General features: G+C 59.6%; 20 protein-coding genes and 2 tRNA genes. 17 read left to right on the top strand and 5 right to left on the bottom strand.

What is annotated here, in order from left to right; genetic code table 11:
• The first annotated feature begins 48 nt into the window (after positions 1-48).
• The gene (locus B5M42_RS22855; RefSeq protein ID WP_230633150.1) at positions 49-1,122 is read left to right on the top strand and encodes a 4-hydroxy-tetrahydrodipicolinate synthase family protein; all 1,074 of its coding nucleotides are present in this window, start codon (positions 49-51) and stop codon (positions 1,120-1,122) included.
• Positions 1,123-1,494: 372 nt separating this feature from the next.
• Here the strand turns inward: B5M42_RS22855 and B5M42_RS22860 are convergent, their stop codons facing one another.
• On the bottom strand, positions 1,495-2,868 hold the full coding sequence (locus B5M42_RS22860) for a dipeptidase (protein WP_134757451.1): 1,374 nt from the start codon (positions 2,866-2,868) through the stop codon (positions 1,495-1,497).
• 277 nt (positions 2,869-3,145) lie between these two features.
• Between B5M42_RS22860 and B5M42_RS22865 the strand changes: the two genes are divergently transcribed.
• The 13 genes from B5M42_RS22865 to B5M42_RS22925 all read left to right on the top strand — a co-directional run bounded on the left by B5M42_RS22865 (position 3,146) and on the right by B5M42_RS22925 (position 21,192).
• Positions 3,146-3,973, top strand: a complete 828-nt coding sequence (locus B5M42_RS22865) for an ABC transporter ATP-binding protein (RefSeq protein WP_134757449.1) — start codon at positions 3,146-3,148, stop codon at positions 3,971-3,973.
• Positions 3,936-5,021, top strand: coding sequence for an efflux RND transporter periplasmic adaptor subunit (locus tag B5M42_RS22870; RefSeq protein ID WP_134757447.1), 1,086 nt, complete (start codon positions 3,936-3,938; stop codon positions 5,019-5,021). Before B5M42_RS22865 ends, B5M42_RS22870 begins: the two co-directional genes overlap by 38 nt.
• Positions 5,021-7,936: an ABC transporter permease gene (locus B5M42_RS22875; RefSeq protein ID WP_134757445.1), complete on the top strand. Its 2,916-nt coding sequence runs from the start codon at positions 5,021-5,023 to the stop codon at positions 7,934-7,936. The genes B5M42_RS22870 and B5M42_RS22875 overlap by 1 nt, the downstream gene beginning before the upstream one ends.
• Before the next feature lie 3 nt (positions 7,937-7,939).
• Positions 7,940-8,878 carry an ABC transporter ATP-binding protein gene (locus B5M42_RS22880; RefSeq protein WP_134757443.1) on the top strand — a complete coding sequence of 313 codons (939 nt, stop codon included), beginning with the start codon at positions 7,940-7,942 and terminating at the stop codon, positions 8,876-8,878.
• Positions 8,875-10,377 carry an ABC transporter substrate-binding protein gene (locus tag B5M42_RS22885; RefSeq protein ID WP_134757441.1) on the top strand — a complete coding sequence of 501 codons (1,503 nt, stop codon included), beginning with the start codon at positions 8,875-8,877 and terminating at the stop codon, positions 10,375-10,377. The genes B5M42_RS22880 and B5M42_RS22885 overlap by 4 nt, the downstream gene beginning before the upstream one ends.
• A gap of 22 nt (positions 10,378-10,399) precedes the next feature.
• On the top strand, positions 10,400-12,517 hold the full coding sequence (locus B5M42_RS22890; RefSeq protein ID WP_134757439.1) for a hypothetical protein: 2,118 nt from the start codon (positions 10,400-10,402) through the stop codon (positions 12,515-12,517).
• Between the two features lie 344 nt (positions 12,518-12,861).
• A complete protein-coding gene (locus B5M42_RS22895; protein WP_134757437.1) occupies positions 12,862-15,981 on the top strand; it encodes an efflux RND transporter permease subunit in 3,120 nt (1,039 codons plus the stop codon).
• Positions 15,982-16,014: 33 nt separating this feature from the next.
• Entirely contained in the window at positions 16,015-17,271 is a 1,257-nt protein-coding gene (locus B5M42_RS22900) for an efflux RND transporter periplasmic adaptor subunit (RefSeq protein ID WP_134757435.1), read from the top strand.
• Between the two features lie 39 nt (positions 17,272-17,310).
• Positions 17,311-19,041, top strand: coding sequence for a hypothetical protein (locus tag B5M42_RS22905; protein WP_134757433.1), 1,731 nt, complete (start codon positions 17,311-17,313; stop codon positions 19,039-19,041).
• 287 nt (positions 19,042-19,328) lie between these two features.
• Complete coding sequence (locus B5M42_RS22910; RefSeq protein WP_230633151.1) at positions 19,329-19,913, top strand: TetR/AcrR family transcriptional regulator; 585 nt, start codon at positions 19,329-19,331, stop codon at positions 19,911-19,913.
• Between the two features lie 13 nt (positions 19,914-19,926).
• Positions 19,927-20,265 (top strand): DMT family transporter, encoded by a 339-nt coding sequence (locus B5M42_RS22915; protein WP_134757431.1) that lies wholly within the window; start codon positions 19,927-19,929, stop codon positions 20,263-20,265.
• Positions 20,266-20,580, top strand: a complete 315-nt coding sequence (locus tag B5M42_RS22920; RefSeq protein WP_134757429.1) for a DMT family transporter — start codon at positions 20,266-20,268, stop codon at positions 20,578-20,580.
• Positions 20,581-20,655: 75 nt separating this feature from the next.
• Positions 20,656-21,192 (top strand): hypothetical protein, encoded by a 537-nt coding sequence (locus B5M42_RS22925; RefSeq protein ID WP_134757427.1) that lies wholly within the window; start codon positions 20,656-20,658, stop codon positions 21,190-21,192.
• Between the two features lie 123 nt (positions 21,193-21,315).
• On the opposite strand, the gene B5M42_RS22930 is transcribed toward B5M42_RS22925, so the two are convergent.
• The 3 genes from B5M42_RS22930 to B5M42_RS22940 all read right to left on the bottom strand — a co-directional run bounded on the left by B5M42_RS22930 (position 21,316) and on the right by B5M42_RS22940 (position 21,743).
• Positions 21,316-21,389 (bottom strand) — tRNA-Ile (locus B5M42_RS22930).
• A gap of 16 nt (positions 21,390-21,405) precedes the next feature.
• A tRNA-Met gene (locus tag B5M42_RS22935) sits at positions 21,406-21,482 on the bottom strand.
• 96 nt (positions 21,483-21,578) lie between these two features.
• Positions 21,579-21,743 carry a hypothetical protein gene (locus B5M42_RS22940; RefSeq protein WP_167690334.1) on the bottom strand — a complete coding sequence of 55 codons (165 nt, stop codon included), beginning with the start codon at positions 21,741-21,743 and terminating at the stop codon, positions 21,579-21,581.
• 163 nt (positions 21,744-21,906) lie between these two features.
• Here B5M42_RS22940 and B5M42_RS22945 point away from each other — a divergent pair, with 163 nt between their 5' ends.
• On the top strand, positions 21,907-22,419 hold the full coding sequence (locus tag B5M42_RS22945) for a 2'-5' RNA ligase family protein (protein ID WP_230633152.1): 513 nt from the start codon (positions 21,907-21,909) through the stop codon (positions 22,417-22,419).
• 21 nt (positions 22,420-22,440) lie between these two features.
• On the opposite strand, the gene B5M42_RS22950 is transcribed toward B5M42_RS22945, so the two are convergent.
• Positions 22,441-23,856, bottom strand: coding sequence for a LysM peptidoglycan-binding domain-containing protein (locus B5M42_RS22950; protein ID WP_134757633.1), 1,416 nt, complete (start codon positions 23,854-23,856; stop codon positions 22,441-22,443).
• 400 nt (positions 23,857-24,256) lie between these two features.
• Between B5M42_RS22950 and B5M42_RS22955 the strand changes: the two genes are divergently transcribed.
• Both B5M42_RS22955 and B5M42_RS22960 read left to right on the top strand, forming a co-directional pair.
• Positions 24,257-24,934, top strand: a complete 678-nt coding sequence (locus B5M42_RS22955) for a response regulator transcription factor (RefSeq protein ID WP_134757631.1) — start codon at positions 24,257-24,259, stop codon at positions 24,932-24,934.
• The gene (locus B5M42_RS22960) at positions 24,931-26,310 is read left to right on the top strand and encodes a sensor histidine kinase (RefSeq protein WP_134757629.1); all 1,380 of its coding nucleotides are present in this window, start codon (positions 24,931-24,933) and stop codon (positions 26,308-26,310) included. The genes B5M42_RS22955 and B5M42_RS22960 overlap by 4 nt, the downstream gene beginning before the upstream one ends.
• Positions 26,311-26,375: the final 65 nt, after the last annotated feature.

The following is a 26,375-nucleotide window of genomic DNA, read 5'->3' on the forward strand; positions in this document are numbered from 1 at the left end:
GGCCGATTGCCGGACTTTTGCACCTACATGACAAGGAGGTTGGCTGGGATGTTGACGATAGAGGAGCTAAGAGGGGTCTATGTGCCGATCGTAACGCCGTTTGACGCTGTATCGGAGGAGCTTGCTTTGAGTGACTTTAGGCGGCAGCTTGCTGCGCTGTTGGCAGCGGGCGTGGACGGACTGGTGATTAACGGCACGACAGGCGAGTCGCCGACAGTGAGCCAAGCCGAGGTGGCGCTGCTGCTGGCGGAGGCGCAGTCGGCTGTTGCTGCCGCGGCTGCGGCCCAACGCGCGGAGCGTTCGACGCAGACGGCACAGGCGGCACAGATGGCGCATGCGGCACAGACGGCACAGACGGCGCAGGCGGTACAGGCGGGGCAGGATGCGCAGGGTGCACAGGCGGTACAGGCGGAGCAGGGTGCGCAGATGGCACAGACGGCGCAGACGACGCAGCACACCGGCTCGGCCATACGACCCGTGCCGATTGTGGTCGGCACAGGCACGAACGATACGGCGGAGACGGTGCGGCGCACCGCGCGGGCGGCCGAGCTGGGCGCGGATGCGGCGCTGGTGGTCACGCCGTATTACAATCGGCCGTCGCCGGCGGGCGTGGTCGCCCATTTTCGGCGGGTGGCCGAGGTCGGGCTGCCGGTGATCGTCTACGAGATCCCGCACCGTACCGGACTGGCTTTGCCGGTGGATACGATCCGCGAGATTCTGGAGCTGGAGGGCGTTGTCGGCATCAAGGACAGTACGCCGGGCGTGCAGCTCGTCACGGAGCTGTCGCGGCTGGGCTCAAAGCCGGTGCTGTGCGGCGAGGACAGCCAGTGGTTCGCGGCGTTATGCTGCGGCGCAGCCGGCGGCATGCTCGCATCCGCGAATGTGCGCACCGCGCAGTTTACCGGTCTGTTCCGCAGCTTTGCGGCGGGACAGACCGCCGAGGCGAAGCGGGCCTTTGATGAGCTGCTGCCGCTCATCCGCCTGCTCTTCGCCGAGCCGAACCCCGGGCCGCTGAAATGGCTGCTGGCCCGTGAGGGCGTCATCGGCAGCGACGCGATGCGGCTGCCGATGACGGGCATCAGCGCGCGGCTGCAAGCCGAGCTGGCGGCGCAGCGGGTCTGACAGCCGTACGGCCGGCACCGCGCTCCGGGAGTCGCGCGCGGTGCGGATGTGAGCGGCTATCCCGCGCGACGTCCGGCGCATGAGACCGACGCCCGCCGGAGCTGCCGACGCCTTCGGGCAGGCAGGATAGCACCGCGGCTCAGCGGCATATGCAGCGCGGTGCAAGCGGCTGCTGCCGTGGCGCAGATCGGCCGCGCAAGGCCGGCGCTACGCGTCGAAAATCACGGATGCGCCCAATCGGGTGCGCTACCGGCCATTTTGCGACGCAGCGCGAAAAAACACCTTCATGCAAGAGCGGCTCCCGTTCGCCCAACGGCGTGAACGGGGGCCGGATTTGCTCATGAAGGTGTTTGTTTTTGCGTTCCGGCTTGTCTAGCCTTCGGCCAGCTTCAGCCAATAGCGGCTGATCGTCGACAAGCCCTTGTCCCAGTTGCGCAGATGAAAATGCTCGTTCGGCGCGTGCAGGTTCTCGCCCGGCAGCCCGAAGCCGAGCATCACAACCGGCGCATCCAGCACCCGCCCCAGCACCTCGACGATCGGGATCGAGCCGCCGCTGCGCAAATAGACCGGCTCGACGCCATATTCCTCGGCGTAAGCCGCCGCCGCAGCCACCATCGTCGGATGGTCGATCGGCGTCAGGAACGGGTTCCCCGTCAGCAGCCGCTTCAGCTCGACGCGCACCGCGGCCGGGGCGTGCCGCTGCACGTGCGCCTCCAGCGCGTCCATGACGCGCTCCGGCACCTGCGCGGCGACGAGCCGGCAGGCGATTTTGGCCGACGCCTGACGCGGGATGATCGGCTTGATGCCCTCGCCCTGGAAGCCGCCGCTCAGCGACGTAATCTCCAGCGTCGGGCGCGCCGTCGTCCGCTCCAAATAGCTGTAACCGGCTTCGCCGAACAGCGCGTCCAGCCCCAGCTCGTCGAGCAAGCGGCTTTCCTCCGGCTCGATCTGGCGGAACGCTGTGCGCTCGCGCTCCGACAGCTCCAGCACGCCGTCATAAAATCCGTCGACGGCGACACGGCCGCTCTCGTCGTGGAACGTGGCGAGCAGCTGCGTGAGCGCATGCAGCGGGTTCGGCACGCCGCCGCCGTACAGCCCCGAGTGCAGGTCGCTGCTTGCACCCTCGACGACCAGCTCGACGCCGGCCAGTCCGCGCAGTCCGTACATCAGCGCCGGCTGATCCGGTCCGTGCAGCGATGTGTCGGACAGCGTCACGATGTCGGCGGCCAGCAGCTCGCGGTGCTGCTCCACAAACGCTGGCAGATGGCGGCTGGCGATTTCCTCTTCGCCTTCGATGCAGAACTTGACATTGACCGGCAGGCTGCCCGTTGTGCGCAGGAACGCCTCGACTGCCTTGACGTGCAGCAGCAGCTGGCCCTTGTCGTCGGTGCTGCCGCGGGCGTAAAGCTTGCCGTCGCGAATGTCCGGCTCGAACGGCGGCGTGGTCCACAGCTCCAGCGGCTCGGCCGGCTGCACGTCGTAGTGTCCGTAGATCAGCACCGTAGGCCGACCCTCGGCGTGTTGCCAATCAGCGTATACGACCGGGTGGCCGCCCTCCGTCGGCATCACCGCTACATGCTCCAGCCCGGCTTCGCGCAGCGCCGCGGCCAGCCACTCCGCGCAGCGCGTCATGTCGCCCGTGTGCTCGCTCAAGGCGCTGACGCTCGGAAAACGCAGAAATTGCTTCAACTCCTCCAGATGGCGCTGCCGATGCTGCTGAAAATACGCGTTTACTGTTTCAATCATCCGTTCAGGCTCCTTTATGCAAAATGTTCCATCCAGACAGGTTCCCCGTCCGGGGCGCAAAATCCTGCCTGCTTCCCCGCTGGAAAGGAATGTTCGTTGTAGAAACCGCCAATTCATAGTATATTTTAGTAGGATTATACAATTTTCAGAGAGCGTTTCGAGTATGGACAAATTCGCACATTTTTATACGCAACCTTGGAACCTTTTGTATGATGAATACGTCTATTAGTTCGTGAAAGCTCGCATGAGCGAGGTACATACCAAGGGAGGTTAACGAATGGCAGGCTGGTTTCGCCGTAAACAACAAGTCCTGGCGGAGCGCGAATCGGCTGGCGCTGACGGCTTTGCAGCAACGGAACACATCGGTCCGGAAGCTCCCCGTCCGCAGTCGTTCCCAGAAACGGAAGCGCTTGCTGAAGCGGGGACGCCGGCAGCGCCGGTGCTGACCGTAAGCGGCGTAGCGCGCTCCTTCCACGTCGGCGGACAACGTCTCGATGTGCTCAAGGGCATCGATATGGAGCTGCGGCCGCGACAGCTCGTCATGCTCAAGGGCCGATCGGGCTCGGGCAAAACGACGCTGCTCAACCTGATCGGCGGACTCGATCAGCCGAACGAAGGGGAGATTTATTTTCAGGGACACGCGTTTCATCGCAGCAGCGACGACGAGCGGACGCAGGTGCGGCGGCAGCAGATCGGCTTTATTTTCCAGTCGTTTGCGTTGATGCCGCTGCTGTCGGCTTGGGAGAACGTCGAGCTGGCGCTGCGCATGGCCGGGACGCCCCGCTCGGAGTGGAAGGCGAGAGTCACGCATTGTCTGGAGCTGGTCGGGCTCGGCAAGCGGATGTTTCACCGTCCGTTCGAGCTGTCCGGGGGCGAGCAGCAGCGCGTGGCGATTGCCAAAGCGATTGCTCATCGCCCGGCGCTGCTGCTGGCCGACGAGCCGACCGCCGAGCTGGATTCGCAGATGGGCGCGCAAATTATGTCCGTGTTTCGCAGCATTATCGCCTCCGAGCAAGTCACGATATGTATGACGACACATGATCCTACGATTTTGGAGGTTGCTGACCATGTCTATGAGATGGTGGACGGTAGATTCGTATCCTAAACGGGCGGTGAAAATTGCCGCCGCAACGGCGCTTGGCGCAGCGCTTTTGCTGGCTTCGGGCTGCTCGCTGCTGCCCAAGGAGCAGGAGGAAGAGGCGCTGCCGACAATCAATCCGCCGAAGCTGTCCAAGAAGCCGGAATATGAAGTGAAGACGAGCACGCTGGAGACGAAGGTGCGCGGAACGGGCCGGCTGATGGCGCTCAAGGAGGAAAAACTGTTTTTTTCCGAAGATATGAACGGTAAAAGAATCAGCGCCTTGCTCGTCGCAAGCGGCGACACGGTCGCTGCCGGCCAGCCGATCGCCCAGCTCGACGTCTCCGATCTGGAAAGCCAGCTCAAGCAGAAGCGGCTGCAGACGCGCAAGGACGAGCTGACCATGATCGAGACGCTGCGCAAAAGCGACGAGATGACACCGGAGCAAATCGAGCAGGCCAAAATCGACTTCGAGCTTAAACGCGAAGAGCTGAGCAAGCTCGAATCGCAGGTGAGCAAGGCGCAGCTGGTCGCGCCGTTCGCCGGGACGATTGTCAGCGTGACGGCGAAGAAGGGCGATCTGGCCAAGGCTGAAGAATCGGTGGTGACGCTGGCCGATTTGAGCGCGCTGACGATTGCAGCGAGCATCAGCGCCGACGACGCCAAGAAGGTGGCCGTCGGTATGGAAGCGATTGTCGATATCAACGCGGCCGGCCAGCATAAGGGGAAGGTGAAGCTGCTGCCGAATCCGACGAGCGGGCAAAATGGCGGCGACGGTATGGGTGGCAACGGTCAGGATTCCATCGACAACTATTTGATCGTCGAGCTGGACCAGATGCCGGAGGGGCTCAATCGCGGAACGCCGCTCAGCGTGTCGGTCATCACCCAGCGCAAGGAGAACGCCGTGACGATTCCGCTGGCTGCGCTGCGCTCCTATTCCGGACGCAACTATGTGCAAGTCGTTGACGCACAGGGCAACAAAAGCGAAGTGGACGTCGAGATCGGACAGACGACCTCGACGGAAGTGGAGATCGTCAAAGGCTTGACGCCGGGACAGAAAGTAGTGGGCCGCTAATGACCGGGCCGATGCTGCGCTTTTTATTCCGCAAAATGTGGAACACCCGCTGGATGACGCTCAGTACGCTGCTTGGCCTCGTGATGGCCGTAGCCTTCACGACGAGCATTCCGATGTACGCGGACGGGGCGCTCAAGCGGGTCGTCGCCAAGTCGCTGGCCGAAGAAAGCAGCGGTCTGCCCGCGGGCTCGCTGCTGATCCGTTATCAGGCCGTTGGGTCCGAACGTGCAGGGGTGGACGCCCTGCGCGACGTCAATACATATATCGAAGAGCAAATACCCAAGGATATCGGTTTTCCCGCCAAGGCGTATGCGCGCAGCTACACGATCAAAAGCGCGCAGCTGACGCCGGTCGATCCGTCCAAGGTCGATCCGAGCAAGCGGCGGACGATGACGCTAACCGCGATGAGCGGGCTGGACAGCCGGGTCGAATGGACGAACGGGCAGCTGCCCAAATCGACGGCAGCCGGGGCGGGAGGCGTCATTGAAGCGGTCGTGCTGGACGAGGCGCTGTACCGCAATGACATGCACATCGGCGACGTGTTCAACTATCCGATTCCTTCCGGTACGGGCATGCCGCCGCTCAAGGTGAAAATCGTCGGCACGTTCAAACCGCTGAATGACAACGATCCTTATTGGTTTCAAGGTCTGGAAGGTCTTCTCAATACGCTGATCGTCAACGACGGCTTGTTCGAGAAAACGATTCTGACTGATAAAAAGATTCCACTGCAGCTTGCTAACTGGTATTACGCGTTCGATTTGCGCGAGATCCAGACGAGTCAGCTGTCGCCGCTGGGCGCCAAGCTGGAGCGGCTTGACATCAACCTGTACCAGAAGCTGAAAAATACAAAGGTCGATCTGTCGTTCCAGCCGATGCTCGGCCAGTTCCGGCAGATGAGCCTGCAGCTGCAGGTGATGCTGTTTACGCTCGCTGCGCCGATGATCGCGATGGTGTTCTACTACATCGTGATGAACGCCCGCCAGTCGCTGGACCGCCAGCGCAGCGTTATTGCCGTGCTGCGCAGCCGGGGCGGCAGCACCCGGCAAATCATCGGCATCTATTTGCTGGAGGGCTTGTCGCTGGGCATCGTGGCGCTCATCGCCGGGCCGCTGCTCGGCTGGTTCATGGCCAAGAGCATCGGCTCGTCCAGCGGCTTCCTGACGTTCGTCGACCGCAAGGCGATTCCGGTCGGCGTGACGAAGGAAGCGCTGCTGTACGGAGCGGCGGCTGTGCTGATCGCGATTATGTCCAGCGTCATACCGGCCGTCGTGTTCGCCCGCTCCTCGATCGTCAGCTACAAGCAGCAGCTGGCCCGCTCCGACCGGGCGCCGCTGTGGCAGCGCTGGTATCTCGACATCGCGCTGCTTGGCCTCGTCGCTTACGGCTGGTATCTGTTCGACCAGCGCCAGATGCTGTCGATCCAGACGGGGCTGACGACCGATCAGCTGCAGGTGCATCCGCTGCTGTTTTTCGTGCCGGCGCTTTCGATTTTTGCATTCGGACTGTTTTTCCTCCGCATCTTCCCGTGGCTGCTGCGCTTGTTCGGCTGGCTTGGCCGGGCGTTCCTCCCGGTGCCGCTGTATTTGACGCTCGCCCAGCTTTCCCGCTCGGCCAAGGCGTATTATCCGCTGATGCTGCTGCTCGTGCTGACGCTCGGGCTTGGGATGTACAATTCGTCGGCAGCGCGGACGATCGATCTGAACTCAACGGAGCGCACGTTGTACCAGTACGGGACGGACGTCATCGTCCAGACTGTATGGGAGGGCTTCTCCGACGACGTGCCGACCGATCCGAATGCCGGCAATTCCGGCGGTCAGGGCGGCGGGGGCCAAGGCTCCGGTCAGGGCCAGGGAGGCGGTAACGGAGGCGGCGGGAGCGGCGGAGGCGGCAACCCCGGTCAGGACCGGCCGACCCGCATGCGCTACGTCGAACCGCCGTTCGAGGTGTTTCGCGGACTCGACGGGGTGAAGGCGGCGGCCCGCGTACTGATGACGAAGGGCAATGTCGTCGTCTCCGGCAAATCGACCGGCCAAGGCATGGTTATGGGCATCGACAATGTCGATTTTGCCAAAGTGGCCTGGTTCCGGCAGGATTTGTTCCCTGCGCACCCGAACTATTATTTGAATCTGCTGGGCTCTTACGAGCAGGCTGTGATTATTTCTTCGGCCTATGCTGAGAAAAACGCGCTCAAGGAAGGCGATTTGCTGACCATTACGATTCAGCAGCAGCCGGTGGAGTTTGTCGTCGTCGGCATTTTGCCGTATTGGCCCAGCCAGTATCCGGACCAGACGCCGTTTTTCATCGCCAATCTGGAATATATTTACGACCAGGCGCCGATCGTGCCGTATGAGGTATGGCTCAAGATGGAGCCGGACGCCAAGGTGAAGCCGGTGCTGGATGGTCTGCAGGCCAAAAACATCGCGGTCGCTTCCGTCAAGGATGTACGAAACGAGCTGATCACGCAGAAGAAGCATCCGGCTCGTGGCGGGGTGTTCGGCATTTTGAGCCTCGGCTTCCTCGTATCGGTCATCGTGTCGTTGATCGGCTACCTGCTGTACTGGTTTTTCAACCTGTCAAGCCGCGTCGTGCAGTTCGGCGTGCTGCGGGCGATGGGCTTGTCGCGAAGACAGCTTACCGGTATGCTGCTTCTGGAGCAAATCTTCACCGCCGGGTTGTCGATTGCGCTTGGCATCGGCATCGGCAAGCTGACGAGCTACCTGTTCCTGCCGTTCCTGCAGACGACGGAGAACGTCAAGACGCAGGTGCCGCCGTTCCGCGTCGTCTTCGAATCGAAGGATACGTACCAGTTGTACGCCGTCGTTGCGGTGATGATGCTGACCGGCGCGACGCTGCTGTTCCTGCACATCCGCAGGCTGCGCGTCCATCAGGCTGTCAAGCTCGGGGAGGAGAAATAAGCGATGATCACGTGCGAAGGGCTTGTGAAAATTTACAAAACCGACGATCTTGAGGTGGTCGCGCTGCAGGGCCTGAACATTCAGGTCGACCAAGGCGAGCTGATGGCGATTATCGGCAATAGCGGCAGCGGCAAATCGACGCTGCTTAATATCCTCGGCGGGCTGGACCGCCCCTCGGCCGGCCAGGTCAAGGTCGGGGACTGGGATTTGCTGAAAATTACCGATAAGCAGCTCGTCGAATACAAGCGCGACACCGTAGGCTTTATTTGGCAAAATAATGCGCGCAATCTGATTTCGTATCTGACGGCGCTGGAGAACGTAGAAATGCCAATGATGCTGAGCGGCCGTTACGACCGCGCCTATGCCAAGCAGCTGCTGGAATGGGTGGGCCTCGGCGAGCGCATGCACAACAAGCTGCACCAGCTTTCCGGCGGGGAGCAGCAGCGCGTGGCGATTGCCATTTCGCTGGCGAACCGGCCGAAGCTGCTACTGGCCGACGAGCCCACAGGCTCGGTCGATACGGCAACGGCGGACCGGATCATGGGGATTTTTCAACAACTGAACAAAGAGCTCGGCGTCACCATTGTCATCGTCACCCACGACCTGTCGATGGCCGGCAAGGTCGGACGGGTCGTAGCGATTCGCGACGGCATGACCAGCACCGAATTCATCGCCCGCAATCCGCTGATCGCTTCCTGGGACGGCACGTCGCCGCTTGGCGGCGGTCTTTCCGCGCAAGCGCATGAGGAATATGTCGTGCTCGACCGCGCCGGTCGTCTGCAGGTCCCCAGAGAATACCTTGCCGCGCTGCGTATTTCCGGCAAAGCGACGATGGAATTCGACGGGGAAACGATCATGATCAAGGCGCCGCGCAGCTTGAATGACGCCGAAGAACGCAAAGCCGCACCCCATAATGAACCGCTGGAGGGAACATCCGAATGAAATCCATGAAACGTTTACTTTCCGTAGGGCTAACGCTGGCTATGGTCGCTCCGCTGGCCGTTGCCTGTACGAAAACCGAAAAACCGCAAACCGAGGAGGAGCGGGTGCTGCGCATTGCCACCAGCTTCGGCTATGGGCCGGACGACGAATATTTCCGCCAGCAGTTCACCGAGGTATTCGAATTCGCCAATCCGAACATTAAGATTGAAATCATTCCGACAACGAACGATCCGTACGGCAAGCCGCTGGAGTCGGGCGAGAAGGCCCCTGATCCGCTGGAAAAGCTCAAAGAGGTCATGCAAGGCGACAATCCGCCCGATGTCGTCATGGTCGACTACGATCAGCTTGGCGACGTGATCAACAGCAACCTGCTGACCCAGCTCGATCCGCTGATTACCAAGGACAAATTCGATACGAGCGACATGGTGCCGGCTGTCATCGACGGGTTAAAGAAAGCAGGCAACGGCAAGCTGTACGCGCTTGCGCCGACATTCAGCTCCTCCGCACTCATTTACAATAAAAAGCTGTTTACCGACGCCGGAGCCAATTTCCCCAAGGACGACATGACCTGGGATGAAGTATTCGATCTGGCGAAGCTCGTGGCCAAGGGCGAAGGCGACAGCCGCATCAACGGTTTTTCGTTCAGCACGTCGTCGCAGATGGATCTGTTCTACGGCATGCAGACGTATACCGCGCCGCTGGAGCTGAAGATGTTTGATGAAAACGGCGAGAAGATGACGGTGGATACGGATCAATGGGAGCAGGTGTGGAGCAAGCTGGCCCAGCTGCAAAAGGACAACGTCTTCCCGGAAATTTTTGATCCGTCGAAGCCGATGGACCGCAAGATCGATCAGGACAATCCGTTCGCCTACGACGATTTCATGAGCGGCCGTCTGGCAATGGGCATTGTCGGCTACGGGCAGATTTCCCAGCTGATCAACGCCAACAAAAACGCCGCCAACTACAAGGGCTACACACCGATCGAATGGGATGTTGTGACCATGCCGTCGCATGAAAGCGCAAAGGGCGTCGGCGGCTCGATCTACATGAACGGCATTATGGGCATCAATGTCAAGGCGCAAAATCAGGACGACGCCTGGAAATTCATCAAGTTCATCAACGGCGAGGAATGGGCGCGCCTGAAATCGCACAGCTCCTATAACCTGGTGGCCCGCAAGAAATATTTGCAGCCTAAGGACGGCGAGGATTTCCACATGGAGGCGTTCTACAACGTGCTGCCTGCGCCTTCGACCGACAACACGAAGCTGTACCGTGAGCTGCCGAACCTGTATCAAGTGCAGGAAATCGGCCGCCAGCAGTTCCAGAACGTGCTGCAGGGTAAAACGGCGGTGCGCGACGCGCTCAAGGAATGGCAGACGCAGGGCGACGCCATGCTCAAGCAAATGAGGGAAAATCCGACGGACGGCGGCGTTGGCGTCATGCCGCTCGACTCGGTGGGCTCCAGCACGGAGGTTAGCGCCGTACCGGCCGCCCAATAAGAAGCAAAAGGAGAAAAAATCTATGAGCAAAAGGATTCCCAAACGCCGTCTGGCGACAATCGCTTTATCCGTATCGCTTGCGCTCGGCGCTGCGCTTCCGGCGTATGCGGCCGATGCCGGCGCAGCTTCACCGGCGGTTGCAGTCGGCTCGGTGGCGCTGACAGGCAGCTCGTCGTTTGCGCTGAAGAGCATTCACGTATTGCCTTCAGCCAGCGGCAAGCTGGCCACCTTTACCGTGACCCTGCGCAATGGCGGCAGCAGCGAGCTGCAGTTCATCGACTATTGGGTGCGGCTGAAAAGCAAAGCCGGCAGCCAATTCTCCGCACGGTTGCTGCCCGCGGACAAGGATAAAAACCGCGTAGCGCCCGGGGCCAGCATGGACATCACATTTTATGCCACGGTCAACGATTCGACCCAACTGCAGGACCTTGTCGTGCAGTTCATCAAATGGGATTTCAGCCAGCCGAATTTCGAGCGCGTGCTCGGCGAGGTTGCCGTGCCCGCCTCCTATACCGACGTAGCCCCGGCGGGCGGTTCGGCACTGATTAACGTGAGCGGAACGGACCTGTCCGCATCGATCAAAAAGCTCGTCAGCAATAAAAATGAAAAATATTACGTGCCGACTGTCTACCTCACGTTGTCCAACAGCGGCTCGCATTCGGTCGATCTGCCGGCGTATCTGTATGCCATCCGCACGAAGGAAGGCTATCTGTATCCGCTGGAGGCCAAGGGCGCCAAGGATCTGACGATCAATCCGCAGGAAAGCAAGGATATTCAGCTATCCGGCTCGATTCCGGTTTCCGTCTCCTCCGACGGCTGGCAACTGGTCATTACCGATACGATTGCCGATTTGAAGCTAAACGTGCCAGTCGGCACGTTCCAGCTGCCCGCTGTGACGCAGGAGTCCGGCGGCTCGATTGGCAAGAAGTATTCGTTCACGAGCAAGTCCGGCGTTTACAACGCTTCGCTGAACGGCCTGTACCGGCTGCCTTGGGAGGATCAGGACATTCTGACCGCTGATTTGACGCTGAGCAACAAGGGCGACGAATCGCTGCCGATTCCGAACCTGAGCGGCTACTTCCTGCTTGACGGCGCGGTTAAGGTCGAAGCCAAGCTGGTGCAGACGGCCAAGGTGATCGGTCTTGGCGCCGGCGGCTCGCTTAATTTGCAGATTGCGGCCAAGGTGCCGTATACGTATGAGTTCTCGCAGATCAAGCTGGTGCTGCAGGAGCAGGAAAGCGAGGCGGTGACGACCGACGTGCTGGAGTTCTCCGGCCAGTCCGAGCTGCAGGCGATTCCTTTCTTCAGCCAAGGCGAGGCTTACACGCTCCCGGATACGGGACGCAAGACCAAATATGCGGTGCGCCGGACAGCGACGTATCCGGGCAAAACAAGCTCAGTCTTCGTGGCCCAGGTCGAAGCGACGAATCTGGAGAAGCGCCAGACGAACCTGACGCATTTGGTCGCCCACTTCCGCACAGCGGACGGCAGCGTGTTCCCGGCTTCGATCGCCGAGGTCACGAGCAAAATCAGCCCGAGCGGCCAAGCGCTGCTGCAGGTGTCGGCGATGCTGCCCAAGGGGCTGGCTACCGACAATATGCATCTGCTGCTCGGCGAAGCGGTCACGGACGGCAAGCTGACGAGCGGCGACAGCAAGGCCGATTCGTACGTCAAGCCGGTTGCGTTCTGGCTGCCGCAGGATACGACAGCGGTCAAGGACAAGCTGCTCGGCGTATCGATCTTCCCGTATACGCTGTCGATCAACCGTATCGGCACCTCGATTGACCCGAGCGCGTTGACGCTGAAGTTCAACTACGAGCTGACCCGCGATTCGCAGATGGAAGTCAATAATGACGGACACAAGCTCGTTTTGGTATTCGAAGACGGAGCGGGCACCAAGACGTTTGAGAAATCGTATGATTACAAGGATTTCGATGCGGCCAACGACGAAAACGGCGACGACGGCACGAAGCTGCGCGTCGGCAAGCACGAGGAATTCAAGATTGCGATGAATGATGCGGATATGATTTTCAAGCTGCAATATTTGAAAAACTACACGCTCAGCCTGTACGACGAGTTCCAGGGCCAGCGCAAGCTGCTCGCTTCCCAGAAGCTCGACTGGTTTATTACCAGCGACTGATCCGGCCTGTTGGCCCGGCTGACAAGCTCTCATTTTCTTATCGATTCAAGCGAAGAAGACCCTGCGGGGTCTTTTTTTATGTTCGGGCTTTTGTGGGCTTGTGCCGGTCATATGGCGAAGTCATATGATGCCGCCCGCCGGTATGACCTCATGTGACTGCGATTGTGACTGTCTTCACCTGTTTTTGCCAGCCGGCGATTATATAATGGGACTACATAAAGCAGCGGAAAGGAGCCCGGTAAAGAAAATTTTCAACTATCTTTAGAAAATGTTAAGAATTGGCGTTTATGCTGAAAGAGTCGGCGATTTTATTTTGTACATAGCGGGGTAGAGGAGTAGAGAGGATGCATAAATTTACCGAGTTTTCGATGAAAAACATGGCGGCAGTATTTATTATCATGCTGCTGCTCGTGGTCGGGGGGCTGTATGCCACGACGACGCTCAAGGTGGAAAGCATGCCGGATATTTCGTTTCCGGTCGTTATCGTCAACACGACGTACACAGCGCCGCCCAAGGACGTGCTGGAGCAGATTACGAAGCCGATCGAAAAGGCGGTGGCCGGGGTCGACGGGCTGAAAAATTTGACATCCAGCTCGCAGGACAATTTTTCACAAATTTTCATTGAGCTGGAGCAAAGCAAAAAGCCGGAAGACGTCAAGAAGGACGTCGAAAGCCTGATCGCCAACGTCAAGCTGCCGCAGGGCGCCGATAAGCCGAAGGTGCTGACGGCGGGCTTCGCCTCCGAGCCGGTGTACTACATGGCGGTTTACGGAGAAAACGGCATGAATCAGGCCGAGCTCGACAAGATTTACAAGGATACGATTTTGCCCGGCTTTAACGGGCTGAAGGGGATCGATCACGTCGATTCGGTCGGTAATCAGGAGGCGGTGCTGACGATCAAGCTCGACGCCGCAGCGATCAACAACTACGGTCTCGCTCCATCGGACGTGTCGGCGCTGATCAAAGCGTCGCTCGTATCGAGTCCGGCAGGAACGGTCGATTTTAACGGCAATACGCAAATGGTGCGGGTCAAGGGCGAGCTGGATACGATCTACGGTCTGGACAATATGAAATTGACGACGCATACCGGCGACACGCTGCTGCTCAAGCAAATCGCCAAAATCGAAGCGATCAGCGAATCGTCGTTTATTGCCCGGCTGGACGACAAACCGGCGATTGGCGTGCTGTTGTACAAAACGAAAGCGGCCAACGCGGTCGAGTTCGCCGACGCTGCCGACAAGCTGATGGCCGACTGGGAGCAGAACCTGCCCGGCGTGAAGTTCCACATTGTGCTCAATGGTGCGACCTCGATTAAGGAATCGGTACACGGCATGGTGCAGGAGGGGGGCCTTGGGGCGATTCTCGCTTCGCTGATGATTCTCCTGTTCCTGCGCAACGTGCGAATGACGCTGATCGTGCTTGTCTCGATTCCGCTGTCGATTCTCATTACACTGATGGTGATGGCTCCGCTTGGCATTTCACTGAATATCATGACGCTCGGCGGGATGGCGATTGCGATCGGGCGAGTCGTCGACGACAGCATCGTCGTGATCGAGAACATCTACAGCCAGCTGCAAAAAGCGCACGAGCGCAATGAATCCGTCATTCGGCTGGCGACGCGCCAGGTGTCGGCGGCGATTACGTCTTCGACGATTACCACAGTTGGCGTCTTCGGCCCGATCGCCTTCGTCAGCGGTGTTGTCGGCGAGGTGTTCCGTCCGTTTGCCATAACGCTGGTGTGCGCGCTTCTGTCGTCGCTGCTCGTAGCGCTGACGGTCATCCCGATGCTCGCCAAGCTGCTGGTGATGAAAAGCGGAAAAATTCCGTCCCACGACGAAAATCACGTCGGTCCGATGGCCGAGCGCTATCGCCGGGTGCTGCTCTGGTCGCTGAATCACCGCTGGATTACGGTGCTGATTGCCGTCGTCATTTTCCTCGGCTCGGCCTTCATCAGCATTCCGAATTTGGCGATGTCGTTCATGCCCGATAGTGAAACCGACCGTCAGGTGCTGGTTGAGCTGAAAATGCCGCGCGAAACGTCGCTGGAGACGATGAACGCCAAATCGCAGGAAATCGAAGCGATGCTCAAGGCCGAAAAGGACCCGGCGGGCCAGCCTATGTTCAAATATAACGAAGCGCTGGTCGGCTACAATTTCAGCAGCGACAAATATGCGTACCGCACGGTGATGTTCACCGAGGTGTCGGAAGCAGCGGACGCCAAGGAAGCGGTCAAGACGTATAAGGAGAAGCTATTGGCGATGATGCCGGAAGGCTCCGATGTCAACGTGCAGCTGATTACGTTTGGTCCGGGCGGTTCGGGAGGCTCCGACTTCTCCTACTCGCTCAAGGGCGACGACCAGCTCTATTTGCGGCAGGCCGCCGATATGGTCAAAGCGAAGATGAAGGAATTCCCCGAGCTGAGCGATGTCAAGGACAGCTTGAGCGAATCGAAAACCGAGGTTGAAATCACCGTCGATCAAAATAAAGCGCGGCTGTACGGACTGAGCGCAGCGCAGGTGCTGCAAACCGTCAATGCGTGGATTGCCGAGGAAAAGCTGGGCGATTTGAAGTTCGATAACGTCACCTACAACACCAAGGTGATGCTGGACCCGGCGTACAAGGATTCCGTGGGAAAAATGGGCGCGTTCCTGCTGCGCACGCCAACCGGGCAAAACGTCCAGTTGAACGAGGTGGCCAAAATCCGCCAGATCGATGCGCCGATTGGCATCAGCCGCGAAATGCAAAATCAGGTGCTGAGCGTCAGCGCCAAAATCGACAGCGTCGACAAGGGCGGCGTCAGCAACAAGGTGTCGGCTGAGCTGGCCAAGCTGGAGCTGCCGCCGGGCGTCAGCCGCGAGGTGAAGGGCGTCTCCGACGATATCAACAAAAGCTTCATGGAAATGTTCATGGCGATGGCAGCGTCGATTTTCATCGTTTACCTAGTCATGGTGCTGGCGTTCGGCAATGCGCGCGCGCCGTTCGCGATTCTGTTCTCGCTGCCGCTGGCGGCGATTGGCGGCTTGCTCGGCCTGCTCGTGACCGGCGAGTCGGTCAACGTAACGTCGCTGATCGGCTTCCTGATGCTGATCGGCATCGTCGTCACCAATGCGATTGTGCTCGTCGACCGCGTGCAGCAGCTGCGCGAGCAGGGCAGCCTGGTGCGCGACGCGCTGATTGAAGCGGGGATGACGCGTCTGCGCCCGATCATCATGACGGCCGGAGCGACGATCATTGCGCTTTTGCCGCTGGCGCTTGGATTGTCGAAGGGCACGATCATTTCCAAAGGGTTGGCGGTCGTCGTCATCGGCGGCTTGACTACATCGACGTTGCTGACACTGGTGATCGTACCGATCATGTACGAGCTGCTGTATCGCCGCAAGGAACAAAAGCTGCTGAAACAAATCGCATCGGGAGTTGCAGCCGGGCCGGTTCCATCGGAGCCGTCTGCACCCGGGCTTCACTAATACGACGAGGATGAGGAAAAGGGGAAACCGGATATGAAACGATCACTAACCACACTTACGCAAGGCGCCAAATGGCTTGGCGTCGTCGCGCTCAGCGCAGCGCTGGTCGCGGGCTGCTCGGCCAAACCGGCGGCAGCGCCGGAGGCTCAAGCCGCCGCTGCGCAGCAGCAGGTGAAAACGGTCAAAACGGCCAAGGTCGAGAAGCAGAAAATCGGCGATCCGCTGGAGCAGGTCGGCGACGTGGTATCGTCGGTTCGGCTCGATGTCGTCGCCAAGGCGGGCGGGGAGATTGTCGAGGTTTTGAAAAAACGCGGCGACGCCGTGCAAAAGGGCGATGTGCTGTTCCGGCTCGATCCGGTCGACGTGGAGCTGCAAAAGGAGCAAAGCGATCTGTCGATCCGCAGCGCCGAGGCGCAGTTGAAAAAGGCGCGCGAGGACGTCGATAACGGCAAAACCGAGCTGAAAAATGCGATCGTCAAGCTGGAAACGGCCGTGTCCGATCTGGAAAAGGCGTACAACCGCACGCATAACGATTACGACGCCGGCAACGCGACCCAAGCGCAGCTCGATCAAGCCCGGACGCAGCTGAGCAATATGCAGCTTGATCTCGATATTCAGCGCAAAAAGCTGCAAACGCTGGAAAATACGGACTCGCTGGCTACGGTGGAGATGCAGCTGGAATCGGCGAAGCTGGGCAGCCGTTCGGCTGTGCGCGCGCTCAGCAATCTGGAGGTCAAGGCGCCGGCGTCCGGCGTGTTGACCGATCTGACCGCCGAGGTCGGAATGACGATTACGCCGGGCTTCCGCGCCGGCGAGGTGCAGCAGCTCAATCCGGTGAAAATCAAGTCGACGCTGACCGAAACGGCGGCAGCGCTCGTTCGCGGCAAATCGAGTCTGGTGTTTTACATCCCCGATGTGACCGATAAGCAGGAGGCCAAGGTCACGTTCCTCTCGGACGTGATGAACAGCCAGACGAAAGCGTACGATTTGGAGCTGGAGGTCGCCAATGCCGACGGCAAGCTGAAGCCGGGAGCCAAGGCGCAAATTGTGCTGACGAGCGACAGCGAGCAGATCGTGCCGGTCGTGCCGACGCTGAGCGTCGTACGCGAAGGCAGCGACTCCTTCGTTTTCGTGCTCAAGGGCAACACGGTCGAGAAGCGCAAGGTTGAGCTCGGCCGATTGAACGAGGCGAACCAGGAGGTGCTCTCCGGCGTCGTAGCCGACGAGACGATTGTCGTGTCCGGCCAGCACCAGCTCAAGGACCAGGACCAGGTACAAGCGGCCAACTGATCTGTATATGAACCTTTTTGCCAATAGGAGGACGAACCTGTGAATCATACATGGAAAAAAACAATAACGACGGCGGTACTGTCGGCAGCGCTGCTGACGGTTGTGGCTGCCCCCGCGTGGGCGGCCAATCCGGCCCCTGCGGCCGGTGCGTCTGTCGTGCGCTATGCGCTGACCGATTCGATGGATGTGGAGCTCAAGAGCTTGTTTAACGACCGCACGGGCGACACCAGCCGGCTGGGCGCGGTTGTGCGTATGCGCAACACGGCGGGCAAGCTGCAGCGGGTACCGGATGTGGAGCTGCGGGTGCTGACCGCCGACGGGGTGTCGTACACGCTGCAGCCGAGCAGCCGGAACGTGCGCGCCATCCAGCCCAAGGCCGTGCAGGAGCTGAGCTATCTGGCGACCGTGGACCGCATGGATGAGGTGGACGTGACCGAGCTGAACTGGGTCGATGTCGACACCGACGTCTATCCGAAGCGCGAGACGGTGCTGCTGAAGCTGGCGGTCGGCCCGGATCAGGTGTGGAACGGCGCGAACAGCGTCGTGACGAACGTGACGGCGATCCGCAAATGGGGTGAGGCGTTTACGCTTGATGCGCTGCGTTCGCCGGTCGTGCTGCGCCCGGTCGATCTGCACCAGGAAGTGACGGCCAAGGGCGTCGCGACGGTGGTGCAGCTGGAGGCGTCGAATCCGACGAAGGAGCGTCAGCTTGTGCCGGCTTTTGGCCTTGACGGTCAAGCGGACGGCAAGGTGTATACGGGAAGCCGCGCCGAGGCGTCCGTCTCGCTGGAGGCGGGCGAGAAGAAATACGTGCACGTCGTTATGCCGACGGAGCTGGATACGGCGCTGACGAGCCTGACCGTTGTGACGCCGGAGACGTTCAGCGGCCAAGGGGGCGACGAGACGTTCCGCATCGGCCGTCTGAGCATCCTGCTGCCGGATGCAGCGGGCGAAGCCGATCTGGCATCGTTGGCGCCGCTCTATAAGCTTGGCGATCCGCTGAAGCTCGACAGCGTGAGCAAGCTGATTCCGTCGTCGATGGATGTGTCGCTTGTCGAGCTGCATATGAGCGCGAACGTCGAGGACGGCTTCAATACCGCTGTCGCCAAGTTCAAGCTGACGAACAAGGGCGACCGCTCGGTGCCGGTTCCGCCATTTGCTGCCGAGCTGCGCAGCAAGGACGGGTACATCTACAGCGGCAGCCGCCAGCAGGCGACGGCAGCGAGCATCGTGCCGGGGGCGTCCTATGTGGTCAGCTACGCGTTTGCGCTGCCGGCTTCGGAAACCGGCGAAGGGCTGCAGCTTGGGATCTACAGCAAGCAAAGCGCCGGCGACTACAGCTACAAATCGCTGCTCGGCGTCTGCCGGGTTGAGCTGCAAGCGGCCGATCCCGCCGATCAGCTGGTCTTGTACCCATACACAGCCAAGGTGACGTCTTGGGACATCTCGGCGAACATGTCGCAACAGACGTTCACGTACAATTACAGGCTGAAGCTGTTCCTGAATCTCAAGCAGGACAAAGCGGTGCTGACGGACGCCAACGGCAGCAAGCTGCAGTTTGACTTGTACAACAGCACGGGCAGCCTGATCGGCAGTGCGACGCAAAGCTTTTACGGCCAAAATCGCTTGCTGAACGGCGAGAACGATGTCATCATCGGCTCGGCGACCTCGCAGCTGGAGGTGCCGCTGACGGTGAAGGTGTACGAGGTGTTTACAACGGACAACAACGAGCAGGCCAAGCGTCTGCTGACGACGTTCAAGCAGTTTTGACAGCGGGATGGAACGAGGGGAAGCGGCTAACCGAAAGGTCGTCTCACAAAAGCAACATTTTCCGCTCCGCTCCCGGCGTTTGATCCCCAAGATGCCTCCAGCCCCGCTTCAATTGCGGGCGTTGGAGGCATTTTTTGCATGGCCGGAGACTGCTTTCAGCAAGGGGCGTGTCGAAGCCTCTTGCATAATCCGGTAGCCGGATGTCTGCGAGCGAGGGGCAGGGCTTGATTCGCTGCTCGCTTTATGGTTTAATAAACTTACGAACGGTCGTCAGTTTGGGAGGGGTTATGTTGACTTCGGATAAAATTCGGGAAGTGGCGCTGCGGCATTTTGCGCGGGGCGGTTATGAGGGAGCATCTTTGGCCGATATTGCGGCAGAGGTCGGGATCAAGAAGCAGTCGCTTTACAATCATTTTACGGGCAAGGATGAGATGTTTCTGGTCGTCTTCCGCGACGTGGCAGCCCGGGAAATGCTGTTTGTCGAGGCGTATCTGGAGCGCAGCCGGTCGCTGGCGCTGGAGTCGCTGCTGTACGGCTTTCTGGACGGATATCGTCAGCGCTACGAGCGGGAGGACGATACGAAGTTTTTTTTGCGGATGGCGTTTTTTCCGCCGGCTCATTTGCACCGGGAAATCGTCGATTATTGCAATCATCATCTTGATCGGCTGGGGGTACTGCTGGAGCCGTTTTTTGCCGCTGCGGCGAGCAGTGGGCAGATGCACCGGGACGTATCCGCACAGCGGGCCGCGGCTGCTTTTACCGCTGTTTTGGACGGAATGTTCGTTGAGATGCTCTATGGCGGCCAAGAGCGCTCGTTACGGAGGCTGGACGCTTCCTGGTATGTGTACTGGCGAGGGGTGCAAAGCAGCTAGAGGAGGTTGACACATGAATCGCAGTTGGATGTGGATTGGCGTCGGGGCTTTGTTCGAGGTCGGTTGGGTGGCAGGCTTCAAGCATGCCGATACGTGGATGTTGTGGGCGCTGACGCTTGCGGCGCTGGGCATTTCGTTTTATCTGGTTATCGCGGCATCGGCCAAGCTGCCCGTCGGCACGGTGTATGCGGTTTATACGGGGCTGGGCACCGCGGGGACCGTGCTGGCGGAAATGGTCTGGTTCGCGGAGCCGGTCAAGCTGACCAAGCTGTTGTTGATCGCGCTGCTGCTTGCGGGTGTAATGGGACTCAAGCTGACCGGCGACACGGCAGCGGCCGAGGAGGGGAACTAAATGGCGTGGATGGCCTTACTTGCAGCCGGGGTGTTTGAGGTGGTTGGCGTCGTTGGCATGAACCGGATCAAGCGCGACCGCGATGTGCGGGCGTTTGCGCTGTTTGGAGCGGGCGTTGCGCTGAGCTTCCTGTTTCTCAGCCTTGCGCTTCGCAGCTTGCCGATGGGGACGGCTTATGCGATCTGGACCGGAATCGGCACGGTGGGCGCTGCCGCTGTCGGGATGCTGTTGTTCGGCGAATCGCGTCAGTGGCGGCGTCTGCTTTGCATGGCGATGGTGCTGGCTGCGGCTGTGGGGCTCAAGCTGTTTGCTTGAGCCGGGCTTTTTTGGCAGCGCGGCGGTTGGCTGATTTATGATATGATGGAAGAAAACGCTGCAGGGGTGTGGCTGATGAGGAAATATGTGATTGGAGCTGCTGTCGGCTTTGTGCTTTCGCTAAGCCTGACGGCTCATGCCGAGGTAGAGCAGGTGATGAACGCGGTGGTGCAGGGTCTGTTCCCGGTCAAGGTGGACGGCGTGCGCGTCGGCGATGCGATCGTCGTGAACGACAAAACGTATTTGCCGGTGCGGTCGTTCGGCGAAGCTGTCGGGTACGAGGTGACGTTTACCGATGCTCGTGAAGTCGTGATGACGCGCAAAGCGGCGACGCCCGATCCGGACGCGGCCCGTCAGGCCGAGCTTATGGTCCAGATCGGCAAGCTGGAGAGCGACATTCAAAGCAAGCAGGCGGGCATACAGAATATGAAACAAAGTATCGAAAATTTCACCTTTGAGATGGACCGCGCTACGGACGATACGCTTAAATTCCAGTTTGGCGCACAGATTACACAATACCAAGCGCGCATTCAGGAGTGGCAAAACGTCATTATCGAGCTGCAAAAGCAAGTCGATGCCCTGCGTCAGCAGCTGCCGCAAGGCAAGTCGTGATACAAAGGAGGGGCATCGGCTGGGCGGAGCGGCGTTGGCCGGGTGAAGTGGGGCAGCGCCGGCCGCCTGATATATCCCCTAAAAATAGCAAAAAACCCTTGCAGGACAAGGATTTTGATGAAATAGGCCCTGAGGGACTTGAACCCCCGACCAATCGGTTATGAGCCGACCGCTCTAACCAACTGAGCTAAGGGCCCATATCTGGGATAAAATTGGTTGCGGGGGCAGGATTTGAACCTGCGGCCTTCGGGTTATGAGCCCGACGAGCTACCGGGCTGCTCCACCCCGCGTCAGTATGTCGTACAAAGTGACGACAAAAATAAATATACACCGAAATTTGGTCGGAAGTCAAGATTTTTTTGCCATAAAAGCAGATGCGACGTCGACTACAAGCTGTAACGGACGCCGAAACGGCCTTTGCGGGATTTGTACACTTCGATTTCTGTCGGGCATTCGTAGCCGTAAATCCACCAGTCTTCTTCCATCCGCTTGGCGAGGCAGCCGGCCTGGAACTTGCTTTCGTACAATTTAGCCCAATAGACCCAATGCATGCGCGCATTCACTCCATTTGTGTTTGATGGTCCGGTATTCCTATCTTATCCACATCGACGCCGCTTTATGAGCGGGATGCGCCCAGACAGCGGAGCTGTTAGAAAAAGGCGCGGCGCGGTATAATAGGAAGCAGCAACTATTTTTACGGCGAGGTGATCTGTCATGCAATACGGAATCGTTGTTTTTCCTTCCAAGGATGTGCAAGACGCTGCCAACAGCTACCGCAAGCGCTACGACCCGCATTATCAGCTGATCCAGCCGCATTTGACCGTTCGGGAGAAAGAGGAGTGGAGCGGCGACCGGCTGGCCGAGGCCGTGAAACGGCTGGAGCAGGTGACGTCGGGACTGGCTCCGTTTGAGATGCGGTTTAACCGTTTTTCTTCGTTTTACCCGGCGAATCCGGTGATCTACATGGCGCTCGCCGACCCGCAGCCGATGCTGGAGCTGCATCGCGCTTTGTGCGGAGAGCAGCTGAGCGAAGCGGGCAAGCCGTATCATTACACGCCGCATCTGACGATCGGCCAGCAGATGGGCGACGACGAGCTGCATGACGTGCTGGCCAGCCTGAAGCAGCGCAAGCTTGATTTGACGACGCGGATTGATCGCGTGCATTTGCTGTACCAGACCGACAATTCGGCTTGGACGGTCCACCAGACATTTCTGCTGCGCGGCTGAGAAGCCGCGTTTGTTTTTTTATTACAACAGCTTGCGGACGCGGAAATTATCCTCCAGCAGCGCCCAGTTTTGCGGGAACGGGTAGCCAAGCACCCAATAGCTGACGCCGCGCAAATTGTAGGATTTGATCAGATCGAATTTGGCTTGCGCGCTGCGGGCGTCTTCGAACCAGACCTCATGCGTGCGCTGCTGCTCGTCGGTGTAGCGGTAATAGGGCGTTTGCGCAACCGGATCGTAATGGATCGGCGCGCCGTGGTCGACGGCCCGGCGAACGGCTTCCTGCATGCTGAACGTTTCCGCTTGCTGGCCTTTGACGTGCGGCAGCAGCCAGTCGCGGGCGTACAGCTGGAAGCCCATGAGGATTTTGTTGCGCGGGATGACCGTTACCGCATAGTCGAGCACGCGGCGGATTTCATTCAGCGGCGAGATCGCTTGCGGGGGGCCGAGCCGGTAGCCCCATTCGTACGTCATCAGCACGACAAAATCGACGATAGCCCCGTGTGCGGCGTAGTCATGGGCTTCGTAGAGCAGCCCTTTCTGGTCAGCACTCGTTTTGGGCGCGAGCGCCGACGAGACGAAAAAGCCGCGGGCATGCAGCCGCTGCACGGCCAGCCGCAGGAAATCGTTGTAGGCTTCGCGGTCGGCAGGCAGCACGTTCTCGAAGTCGACGTTCAAGCCGCGATAGCCCTTGGATTCCATCGTGGCGAGGATGCTGTCGATCAGCTTGTTTTGCAGCTGCGGGCTGGACAGGATCGTGTGGGCGAGCTGCGAGCCGGCTTCGGTGGCGGAAAAGTTGGTGATCGACAGGATCGGCACGACGGCGTTGTCATAGGCGGCAGCGATCAGCGCCTGATCGTCGGCCGGCTCCAGCGTGCCGTCGGCGCGAATGCGGTAGCCAAAGGGGCACACATACGTCAAATGCGGCCCGTCCTGCCGGATCTGTTCGGCGGCGGGTTCGCCAAAGACGTTCGTATAGCCGTTGACGTCGATCGTTCGCTTGGGCGGCTCGGGAATCCGCAGCGTCTGGCCCGCGTAAATCACGTAGGGGCTGCCGATGCCGTTCGTTTGCGCCAACGCCTGCACGGAGACGCCGTAGCGCTGCGCAATGCTCCACAGCGACTCGCCGGGCTGCACGGCATGGCGCTGAACGGGAATGATCAGCGTCTGGCCGGTTGCCAGCTGCGCCGAAGCGGGCAGACCGTTGGCCCGGGCCAATGCGGCAACGCTGACGCCGTAACGCGTTGCCAACGCCCCGAGCGTATCGCCCGGGCGGACTGTGTAGGCCGGATATGCCGGGGGAATCAGCAGCGCGAGCCCGATGACCAGCCGGTCCGGCTGCTCCAGGCCGTTGATGTCGATGATGCGACTGGTGGATACGCCGTAATTGTCGGCGATTTGCCATAAGCTTTCGCCTTGTTGTACAACATGAATGCGCACAAGAGAACCTCGCTTTCCTTTATAGGCTTCTATCGATACGATATTCCGCTATTGCCGGGCCGGATATGGGCGAATGTCTATTTTGCGGGCGTCGGCCCGTTTTTTGCGCGATTTAGCGGGCACGAATGGCTTGCGGAGCCCGCGCAATCGCTCGTGCCGCTGCGGGTAGGCACCGGAAAGCGGATTTAGCAAGCTTTGCGCTTGCTGTCCGGGTAGCCGATCCGCGGCGGTGTCGGCGTGCGTAGCTGGGGAGCCGAGGAACCACGTAGACGAGCCCTGAAAGCCGCCGTAGAAGCCATCCTAGAACTATCGAGGCTTGGACGAGCGGAGCGATCTTTTTGGCCAAGGTAGTTTGTGCTATGCTAACAAGAAACTGGGGAAGGTACGGGAGGTTGTCGGAATGAACCGTCTGCTGCTGGCGGATGATGATCCGCATATTCGGACGCTGGTGCGTTATGTGATGACTCGCGAGGGCTACAAGGTGCATGAAGCGCAGGACGGAGCCGAAGCCGTCGCGATGCTGGAGCGGGAGCCGATTGATTTGGCGATTATTGATGTGATGATGCCGCGGATGGACGGACTGGAGCTGTGCGAGCATATCCGGCGTCACTACGACATTCCGGTGATTATGCTGACAGCGAAGGACCAGCTCGTTGATAAGGAGATGGGCTACCGGCAGGGTACGGATGATTATGTGACCAAGCCCTTTGAGCCGGAGGAGCTGCTGTTCCGGGTCAAGGCGTTGTTCCGCCGCTATCACCGGGCATCGAGCGACAAGATCCGGATGAATCGTCTGACCATTGACCGCCACAATGTCGAGGTTACCGACGGTCAGGCGGTGTGGCTGCTGCCGATGAAGGAATTTGAGCTGCTGGCTCAATTGGCCGAGCATCCGGGACGCTTGTTTTCCCGCGAAGAGCTGATCCGGCTCGTGTGGGGAGCGGACTATGCGGGAGACGACCGCACGGTGGACGTGCATATCAAGCGGCTTCGCCAGCGATTTGCCGAGTACGCCGACGATTTTGCCATTCAAACGGTGCGGGGGATCGGCTACAAGATCGAGGTGAAGCGCCAATGAAGTCCTTATATTCGCGGGTGCTGCTGATCACGTTGGCGGTGATTCTTGTCAGCAGTACGCTGGGCTTTTTGGCATCGAATTTATATTATCATTTGAAGCTCAAGCCCTATAACGATGACAAGCTAGTCACGATCGCTGAGCAGATGAAGGCGTTTATCGAAGCGGAGCCGGCGGACATGGAACGGTATTTGCCGAATGCCGCTGCGCTTGGCTATGAGATTTATGTCACGGACGGGCAAGGGGAGGGGCGCTACTACGGGCGAAGCTTTCGCGAGCGTGATTTGCCTGCGCAGGCGGTGGCGCTTGTGCTGGGCGGCGAGGTGTACCACGGCGTCGCCGGATTTCCGAATAAGCCGTTCATTTCCGGTTTTTTCGATAATCGGCTGAGCAACACGGTTGGCGTTCCCGTGCAAGCCGACGGGCAGCGGTATGCTTTGTTCCTGCGGCCGGACGTGCTGCTGCAATTCGGCGAGCTGCGGACTTTTTTTGCCTTGGTCGGTCTGCTGACGGTGCTTATCAGCGTGCTGCTTTTCGTCATCAGCACCCGCTATCTGGTCAAGCCGATTACCCGGCTGACCGATGCGACCAAGCGCATTGCCAAAGGCCAGTACAATTTGCGGCTGCCTGCGGGCAGGCGGGATGAAATCGGCCAGCTGGCCGAGCATTTCACGACGATGAGTCAGGAGCTTGGACGGGTCGAGCTTTCGCGTCAGCAGTTCGTTGCGAACGTGTCGCACGAGATTCAATCGCCGCTGGCGTCGATTCAGGGATTTGCTCACGTGCTGTCGCAGCGCGGACTGCCTGAGGAGCAGCGCGAGCATTACGCCGGCATCATTGAAGCGGAGAGCCGCCGGCTTTCGATGCTGGGCAAGCAGCTGCTCCAGCTTGCTTCGCTGGAGCAAGGGGAGGAGGCGCTCAATAAACGGCGCTTTTCCTTGCGCAGCCACATCCGCCAAGCGGCGCAGGTGTTGCAGTGGCAGCTGGAGGAGAAGGAGCTGCTGTTCAAGCTGGCCGTGCCCGAATCCACGCTGGTCTATGGCGACGAGGTGCTGCTGATGCAGGTATGGATGAATTTGCTCGGCAATGCGGCGCATCATATTCCGGCCGGGCGCAGCATCGCGGTGAGCGCGCAGCAAACGCCGTCGCACACGATTGTGATCGTGGAGGATACGGGAGAAGGCATCGCGCCCGAGCATCTGCCGTTTCTGTTCGACCGCTTCTACCGCGCGGACCGGGCTCGCGAACGCGCTTCGGGGCGTACGGGCCTTGGACTGGCGATTGTGAGCAAAATTGTGCAGCTCCATGAAGGCAGGATTGAGGTCAGCAGCGTGCCGGGTCAAGGCGCGCGATTTACGGTGACGCTTCCTTATTTGTAATCCGCTATTCATGCGCCGTTCATGTTCGTTTCCTACACTTGAGCTATACAAAGGAGGGAAACGTC

Origin of the sequence: Paenibacillus athensensis, from assembly GCF_004514475.2 — a bacterium.
In the GTDB taxonomy this organism is placed as follows: domain Bacteria; phylum Bacillota; class Bacilli; order Paenibacillales; family NBRC-103111; genus Paenibacillus_AL; species Paenibacillus_AL athensensis.

Coding starts and splice junctions, on each gene's coding strand:
- B5M42_RS22910 (WP_230633151.1), top strand. CDS start 19,329: ATGTTGACTTCGGATAAAATTCGGGAAGTGGCGCTGCGGCATTTTGCG.
- B5M42_RS22860 (WP_134757451.1), bottom strand. CDS start 2,868: ATGATTGAAACAGTAAACGCGTATTTTCAGCAGCATCGGCAGCGCCAT.
- B5M42_RS22855 (WP_230633150.1), top strand. CDS start 49: ATGTTGACGATAGAGGAGCTAAGAGGGGTCTATGTGCCGATCGTAACG.
- B5M42_RS22865 (WP_134757449.1), top strand. CDS start 3,146: ATGGCAGGCTGGTTTCGCCGTAAACAACAAGTCCTGGCGGAGCGCGAA.
- B5M42_RS22900 (WP_134757435.1), top strand. CDS start 16,015: ATGAAACGATCACTAACCACACTTACGCAAGGCGCCAAATGGCTTGGC.
- B5M42_RS22960 (WP_134757629.1), top strand. CDS start 24,931: ATGAAGTCCTTATATTCGCGGGTGCTGCTGATCACGTTGGCGGTGATT.
- B5M42_RS22895 (WP_134757437.1), top strand. CDS start 12,862: ATGCATAAATTTACCGAGTTTTCGATGAAAAACATGGCGGCAGTATTT.
- B5M42_RS22885 (WP_134757441.1), top strand. CDS start 8,875: ATGAAATCCATGAAACGTTTACTTTCCGTAGGGCTAACGCTGGCTATG.
- B5M42_RS22955 (WP_134757631.1), top strand. CDS start 24,257: ATGAACCGTCTGCTGCTGGCGGATGATGATCCGCATATTCGGACGCTG.
- B5M42_RS22920 (WP_134757429.1), top strand. CDS start 20,266: ATGGCGTGGATGGCCTTACTTGCAGCCGGGGTGTTTGAGGTGGTTGGC.
- B5M42_RS22880 (WP_134757443.1), top strand. CDS start 7,940: ATGATCACGTGCGAAGGGCTTGTGAAAATTTACAAAACCGACGATCTT.
- B5M42_RS22875 (WP_134757445.1), top strand. CDS start 5,021: ATGACCGGGCCGATGCTGCGCTTTTTATTCCGCAAAATGTGGAACACC.
- B5M42_RS22890 (WP_134757439.1), top strand. CDS start 10,400: ATGAGCAAAAGGATTCCCAAACGCCGTCTGGCGACAATCGCTTTATCC.
- B5M42_RS22915 (WP_134757431.1), top strand. CDS start 19,927: ATGAATCGCAGTTGGATGTGGATTGGCGTCGGGGCTTTGTTCGAGGTC.
- B5M42_RS22940 (WP_167690334.1), bottom strand. CDS start 21,743: ATGCATTGGGTCTATTGGGCTAAATTGTACGAAAGCAAGTTCCAGGCC.
- B5M42_RS22945 (WP_230633152.1), top strand. CDS start 21,907: ATGCAATACGGAATCGTTGTTTTTCCTTCCAAGGATGTGCAAGACGCT.
- B5M42_RS22925 (WP_134757427.1), top strand. CDS start 20,656: ATGAGGAAATATGTGATTGGAGCTGCTGTCGGCTTTGTGCTTTCGCTA.
- B5M42_RS22870 (WP_134757447.1), top strand. CDS start 3,936: ATGTCTATGAGATGGTGGACGGTAGATTCGTATCCTAAACGGGCGGTG.